The 6,257-nt window shown below is 70.2% G+C and carries 9 protein-coding genes and 2 pseudogenes; 10 read left to right on the top strand and 1 reads right to left on the bottom strand.

What is annotated here, in order from left to right:
• A pseudogene (locus tag ACFWEK_RS17455) lies at positions 1-223 on the bottom strand (hypothetical protein); the annotation flags it as partial.
• A 17-nt stretch (positions 224-240) separates the two neighbouring features.
• Here ACFWEK_RS17455 and rpsE point away from each other — a divergent pair.
• The 10 genes and pseudogenes from rpsE to rpsK form a co-directional block, all read left to right on the top strand.
• Positions 241-852 (top strand): annotated as a pseudogene (gene rpsE / locus ACFWEK_RS17450) (30S ribosomal protein S5); the annotation flags it as partial.
• Entirely contained in the window at positions 852-1,034 is a 183-nt protein-coding gene (gene rpmD, locus ACFWEK_RS17445; RefSeq protein ID WP_079573239.1) for a 50S ribosomal protein L30, read from the top strand. The pseudogene rpsE and the gene rpmD, both read left to right, overlap by 1 nt.
• Before the next feature lie 2 nt (positions 1,035-1,036).
• Positions 1,037-1,504 (top strand): 50S ribosomal protein L15, encoded by a 468-nt coding sequence (rplO, locus tag ACFWEK_RS17440; protein WP_429764752.1) that lies wholly within the window; start codon positions 1,037-1,039, stop codon positions 1,502-1,504.
• Positions 1,505-1,808: 304 nt separating this feature from the next.
• The gene (secY, locus tag ACFWEK_RS17435; RefSeq protein WP_429764750.1) at positions 1,809-3,107 is read left to right on the top strand and encodes a preprotein translocase subunit SecY; all 1,299 of its coding nucleotides are present in this window, start codon (positions 1,809-1,811) and stop codon (positions 3,105-3,107) included.
• 101 nt (positions 3,108-3,208) lie between these two features.
• The gene (locus ACFWEK_RS17430) at positions 3,209-3,766 is read left to right on the top strand and encodes an adenylate kinase (protein WP_430554845.1); all 558 of its coding nucleotides are present in this window, start codon (positions 3,209-3,211) and stop codon (positions 3,764-3,766) included.
• Positions 3,767-3,779: 13 nt separating this feature from the next.
• Entirely contained in the window at positions 3,780-4,664 is an 885-nt protein-coding gene (map, locus tag ACFWEK_RS17425) for a type I methionyl aminopeptidase (protein ID WP_430547439.1), read from the top strand.
• Between the two features lie 258 nt (positions 4,665-4,922).
• Complete coding sequence (infA, locus tag ACFWEK_RS17420; protein ID WP_012867920.1) at positions 4,923-5,144, top strand: translation initiation factor IF-1; 222 nt, start codon at positions 4,923-4,925, stop codon at positions 5,142-5,144.
• A gap of 71 nt (positions 5,145-5,215) precedes the next feature.
• A complete protein-coding gene (rpmJ, locus tag ACFWEK_RS17415) occupies positions 5,216-5,329 on the top strand; it encodes a 50S ribosomal protein L36 (RefSeq protein ID WP_009740505.1) in 114 nt (37 codons plus the stop codon).
• A gap of 195 nt (positions 5,330-5,524) precedes the next feature.
• A complete protein-coding gene (gene rpsM, locus ACFWEK_RS17410; protein ID WP_380321661.1) occupies positions 5,525-5,899 on the top strand; it encodes a 30S ribosomal protein S13 in 375 nt (124 codons plus the stop codon).
• 74 nt (positions 5,900-5,973) lie between these two features.
• Positions 5,974-6,257 (top strand): 30S ribosomal protein S11 (gene rpsK, locus ACFWEK_RS17405; RefSeq protein WP_430554844.1); only part of this gene is annotated, 284 nt, incomplete at its 3' end.

The raw sequence follows: 6,257 nt of genomic DNA, 5'->3' as shown, positions 1-6,257 counted from the left end.
CGACGACGGACAGGCCGCGCAGGCCGGAGCGAGGACGACTCGTGCGGCGGAGGCTCGGGCGGGGGGTGGTGCGGCGGGCGGTCGGGCGGCGCTCGACGGGGAGCAGCCGGGTGGCGAGGAAGTACGTCCTGCCGTGGCGGGCGTTGAGGGTGCGGCAGGTGCGGTAGGCGGCGCGCAGGGCGGGGTCGGTGATCTGGGCGGCGTCGAGTTCGCGGGCGCTCATGCTCCGCCTCCGGTGGTCGCGGCGGCGGTGGCGGTCGTCGTGACGACCGCCGTGGCGGTGGCCGCGACCAGGCCGACAAGAACGCCTTCCTCGAGCGCGTGGTGACGATCAACCGCGTCTCGAAGGTCGTCAAGGGCGGTCGTCGCTTCAGCTTCACCGCGCTGGTCGTGGTGGGCGACGGCGACGGCACCGTCGGTGTCGGCTACGGCAAGGCCAAGGAGGTGCCCGCGGCGATCGCCAAGGGTGTCGAGGAGGCGAAGAAGAACTTCTTCCGCGTCCCGCGCATCCAGGGCACCATCCCTCACCCCGTCCAGGGTGAGGAGGCCGCCGGCGTCGTGTTCCTGCGTCCGGCCTCGCCGGGTACCGGTGTGATCGCCGGTGGTCCGGTGCGCGCCGTGCTGGAGTGCGCCGGCATCCACGACGTGCTGAGCAAGTCGCTCGGCTCGTCCAACTCGATCAACATCGTGCACGCCACCGTCGCGGCCCTCAAGGGCCTCGAGGAGCCGGCTGCCGTGGCCGCCCGCCGTGGTCTGCCGCTCGAGGACGTGGCCCCGGCCGCGCTCCTGCGTGCGCAGGCCGCCGGGCTCGCCGAGAAGGCGGCCAAGGCTGACGAGAAGGTGGGTGCGTGATGCCTCGACTGAAGGTCACCCAGGTCAAGTCCGCCATCGGCGGCAAGCAGAACCAGCGTGACACGCTGCGGACCCTCGGCCTCAAGCGGATCGGCGACACCGCCGTGAAGGAGGACCGTCCGGAGATCCGTGGCATGGTCACCACGGTGGCGCACCTCGTCACCGTCGAGGAGGTCGAGTGATCATGGCGGACAACACCGAGAAGGCGGGTCAGCCGCTCAAGGTCCACCACCTGCGTCCGGCCCCCGGCGCCAAGACCGCCAAGACCCGCGTGGGTCGTGGTGAGGCGTCGAAGGGCAAGACGGCGGGTCGCGGTACCAAGGGTACGAAGGCTCGCTACCAGGTTCCCGCCGGCTTCGAGGGTGGGCAGATGCCTCTGCACATGCGCCTCCCGAAGCTGCGCGGGTTCAAGAACCCGTTCCGCGTCGAGTACCAGGTCGTCAACCTGGACAAGCTCGCCGCGCTGTACCCCGAGGGTGGCTCCGTCACCGTCGAGGGCCTCGTCGCCAAGGGCGCGGTCCGCAAGGGTCAGCCGGTGAAGGTGCTCGGCAACGGCGAGATCACCGTCAAGCTGGACGTCACGGTCGACCGCGTCTCCGGCTCCGCCAAGGACAAGATCCTGGCGGCCGGCGGCACGGTCTCCGAGGACTGACATCCGCAACAGGGCCGGCGGCGCACACGCGCTGCCGGCCCTGTGTGCTCCCGGCGTGCTCCGGCAGGCCAGCCCACCGCGACGGCGTGTGGTCTGGATCACTGGTCCGGGGCACGTAGAATCCGTCACGGTCCGCGCCACGCACCTGATCCGGGTGACGGCGAGGCCGGGGTCTCCTCGGTCGGACCTTGACCGAGTCGGCGTGACGGCGGCGTGGCCCACGGGCCGCGGTGTCGGGAGCTCGCGCCACACCTCGCCGGTCCCCGGCGACACGACAACCCGCCGCGGCGGGCCAGGAGGATAGGTGCTCAGCGCATTCGGCCGGGCTTTCCGGACACCGGACCTGCGGCGCAAGCTGCTGTTCACGATCGCGATCATGGCGCTCTTCCGGGTGGGGTCGCTCGTGCCCACACCCGGCGTCGACTACGGCAACGTGCAGCAGTGCGTCGCGGCCCTCGAGGGCAGCACCTCGCTGCTCGGTCTCGTCAACGTCTTCAGCGGCGGTGCCCTGCTGCAGCTGTCGATCTTCGCGCTCGGCATCATGCCGTACATCACCGCGAGCATCATCGTGCAGCTGCTGCGCGTGGTCATCCCTCGGTTCGAGGCCCTGCACAAGGAGGGCCAGTCGGGCCAGGCGAAGCTGACGCAGTACACGCGCTACCTGACGATCGCCCTCGCGATCCTGCAGTCGACGACGATCATCACGACCGCCCGCACCGGGATGCTCTTCCAGGGCTGCCCCGTCGACGTGATCACGGACGACAGCTTCGTGACGGCCACGCTGATGGTCATCACGATGACGGCCGGTACCGGCCTGGTCATGTGGCTCGGCGAGATGATCACCGAGCGCGGCGTCGGCAACGGCATGTCCCTGCTGATCTTCACGTCGATCGCCGCGAGCTTCCCGTCGGCCCTCTGGTCGATCGCCGGCGGCTCGAACGGCCCCCTGAACTTCATCGTGATGATCCTCGTCATCGTGCTCGTCGTCGGGCTGGTCGTGTTCGTCGAGCAGTCGCAGCGCCGCATCCCGGTGCAGTACGCGAAGCGCATGGTGGGACGCCGCATGTACGGCGGCACCAGCACCTACATCCCGATCAAGATCAACATGGCCGGTGTCATCCCGGTCATCTTCGCGGCGTCGATCCTCGCCATCCCCGGGTTGATCGCCCAGTTCGGCGAGCCGACCGCGGGCTGGGTGCTCTGGATCTCGGAGAACCTGGTCCAGCAGTCCGACCCGCTGTACATCGTGCTGTACGTGCTGATGGTCATCTTCTTCGCGTTCTTCTACACGTCGATCACGTTCAACCCGGACGAGGTCGCCGACAACATGAAGAAGTACGGCGGCTTCATCCCGGGCATCCGCGCCGGCCGGCCCACGGCCGAGTACCTCGACTACGTGATCACCCGCATCACCTCCGCGGGCTCGATCTACCTGGCGATCGTGGCGCTCATCCCCACGATCGTGCTCGTGGTGCTGGGAGTCACCACGAACATCCCGTTCGGCGGCACGTCGATCCTCATCATCGTGGGCGTCGGGCTCGAGACCGTGAAGCAGATCGACTCCCAGCTCCAGCAGCGTCATTACGAAGGGTTCCTCCGTTGACCGAGACGAACGAAGGCGGCCCCGCCGCTGCCACGCCGACCACCCGCCGCGAGCTCCACGGTGCCCCCAGCGCCGAGGCGCGGGTGACGCGCCTGGTGATCATGGGGCCGCAGGGGGCGGGCAAGGGCACGCAGGCCGCGCGCCTCGCCGAGCTGTTCAGCATCCCCGCCATCTCGACGGGCGACATCTTCCGCGCCAACATCAAGGGCGGCACGGAGCTCGGCAGGCTCGCGCAGGAGTACAGCGCCAAGGGCGAGCTCGTGCCCGACGAGGTCACCGACCAGATGGTGCGCTCGCGCCTCGGCGAGGACGACGTCAAGGCCGGGTTCCTGCTCGACGGCTACCCGCGCAACGCGCACCAGGTCGAGGCCCTCGACGGCATCCTGGCCGACCTCGGCTGGGAGCTGGACGGCGTCATCGAGCTCACCGCCGCGCGGGACGAGCTCCTGTCGCGGATCGCCAAGCGCGCCGAGATCGAGGGCCGCGAGGACGACACCCCGGAGGCGATCGCGCGCCGGCTCGACATCTACGACGAGCAGACCGCGCCGCTGACCGCCGCGTACTCCGAGCGGGGCATCCTCGCGAAGGTGGACGGCATCGGCGACGTCTCCGAGGTCACCGAGCGCATCGTCCAGGCGCTGGCCGCCGAGCTCGGCTGAGGCCCGCGACGCCATGATCTTCGGTTCGCGCGAGCGCATCGAGCTCAAGACGCCGGACCAGGTGCGCGTCATGCGGCGCGCCGGCCTGGTCGTCGCGTCGGCGCTCGACGCGGTGCGTTCCGCGGCCCGCCCGGGCCTGACGACGGCGGACCTCGACGCGGTCGCGGCGCGGGTCATCGCGGAGGCGGGGGCGACGCCGTCGTTCCTCGGCTACGAGGGCTACCCCGCGACGATCTGCGTCTCCGTCTCCGAGGAGGTCATCCACGGCATCCCCGGCACCCGCGTGCTCGAGGTCGGTGACGTCGTGTCGATCGACTGCGGCGCGATCGTGGACGGCTGGCACGGCGACTCCGCGATCAGCGTCGTGCTGGGCCCGGACGGCGCCCTGGACGTCGAGGGCACGACGGCGGTCGACGGCGTCGACGCGGCGGACCTCGACCTCGTCCGCGCCACGCGGACGGCCATGTGGGCGGGAATCGCGGCGCTGGCGGGCGGCAAGCGGCTCGGCGACGTCGGGACGGCGGTCGAGGCCGCCGTCGAGCTCGCCGGGGGCGTCTCCGGCGTCGAGTACGGGATCGTCGAGGACTACGTCGGTCACGGCATCGGCACGGCGATGCACCAGCCGCCCGACGTCGTGAACTTCCGCACCTCGGACCGCGGTCCTCGGCTCCGGCCCGGCATGTGCCTCGCCGTCGAGCCGATGGTCACGCGGGGGAGCGGGGCGACCCGGGTCCTCGCGGACGACTGGACGGTCGTGACGCAGGACGGCTCCCGCGCCGCGCACTGGGAGCACAGCGTCGCCCTGCTCGAGGACGGCATCAGCGTGCTGACGGCCGCCGACGGCGGGCGTGCGGGGCTCGCCCCGTTCGAGGTCGTGCCCGTGCCCCTCGACGTGTGACCGACGAAAGCGTGTGACCGACGACCGTCCACCCCACGTTCGCAGCTGCTGGAACCATGGAGTACGATGGTCTGTCGGGTGTAGTCCGTTCGGCAGTTCCTCGAGATGCAGGCGCGAGTTGGTGGCGCTGCAGACCAGCACCGGCTCGACGTCACGTCGGCCGGTCGGGACGAGGGTGAGCAGGCGGCACGCACGACATCCGGACCTCCGTCACGTTGCTGACGGGCGCCCGGGGACAGACGAGAGTTAGCGGAGGACATGGCAAAGAAGGACGGCGTCATCGAGATCGAGGGCAGCGTGGTCGAGGCCCTGCCGAACGCGATGTTCCGTGTGGAGCTGGCGAACGGCCACAAGGTCCTCGCGCACATCTCGGGCAAGATGCGTCAGCACTACATCCGGATCCTCCCGGAGGACCGTGTCGTGGTCGAGCTCAGCCCGTACGACCTGTCCCGCGGTCGGATCGTCTACCGCTACAAGTAACCACCACCCCATCGAGCGCCGTCGTGGCGCCGGCACCCGCCGGCGTGCGTACGGCGGCGGAGGAACCACTGATGAAGGTCAAGCCGAGCGTCAAGAAGATCTGCGACAAGTGCAAGGTGATCCGCCGGCACGGTCGCGTCATGGTGATCTGCGAGAACCTGCGCCACAAGCAGCGCCAGGGCTGATCGCAGCCACCTGCTGACGGCACGCGCTCGCCGTCGGACACAGCGCACCACCACGAACCTCGACACCGCTCTCTCGGAGCGGGCTCCTCACGGGGCAGGTCGGGGGGAACCTCCGGTCCAGGGGCCGGGGCCCGCGGTCTTCGCGGGAGGGCGGTGCGGCAGACCTCTGGAAGAAGTACAGGAGCCGGAAGGCACATGGCACGTCTGATCGGCGTCGACCTCCCCCGCGAGAAGCGGCTCGAGGTTGCGCTCACCTACATCTACGGCGTCGGCCGTACCCGCGCCCAGCAGACGCTGGCCGCGACCGGGATCAACCCGGACCTGCGGGTCAAGGACCTCGGCGACGACCAGCTCGTCGCGCTCCGCGACTACCTGGAGGGCAACTTCCAGCTCGAGGGCGACCTGCGCCGCGAGGTCGCCGCCGACATCCGCCGCAAGGTCGAGATCGGCACCTACCAGGGCCTGCGTCACCGCCGCGGCCTCCCGGTGCGCGGTCAGCGCACCAAGACCAACGCGCGTACCCGCAAGGGTCCGAAGCGCACCGTGGCGGGCAAGAAGAAGGCCCGCTGATAGCAGTCCGTGGTGCGGTCGGCTCCCTGAGCTGAACCGCCCCGGTCCGATCAGACCAGGAGATCAGAGAACACATGCCTCCCAAGACTCGTGCCACGGCCGCGCGCAAGCCGCGCCGCAAGGACAAGAAGAACGTCCCGCTCGGCCAGGCGCACATCAAGAGCACCTTCAACAACACGATCGTCTCGATCACCGACCCGTCGGGCGCCGTGATCTCGTGGGCGTCCGCCGGCCACGTCGGCTTCAAGGGCTCCCGCAAGTCCACGCCGTACGCCGCGCAGCTCGCCGCCGAGTCGGCCGCCCGCCGCGCCCAGGAGCACGGTGTCAAGAAGGTCGACGTCTTCGTCAAGGGCCCGGG

The organism is Isoptericola sp. NPDC060257, from assembly GCF_042726645.1.
Lineage (GTDB): Bacteria > Actinomycetota > Actinomycetes > Actinomycetales > Cellulomonadaceae > Isoptericola > Isoptericola nanjingensis.
This window is presented reverse-complemented; position numbering and strand designations above follow the sequence as displayed.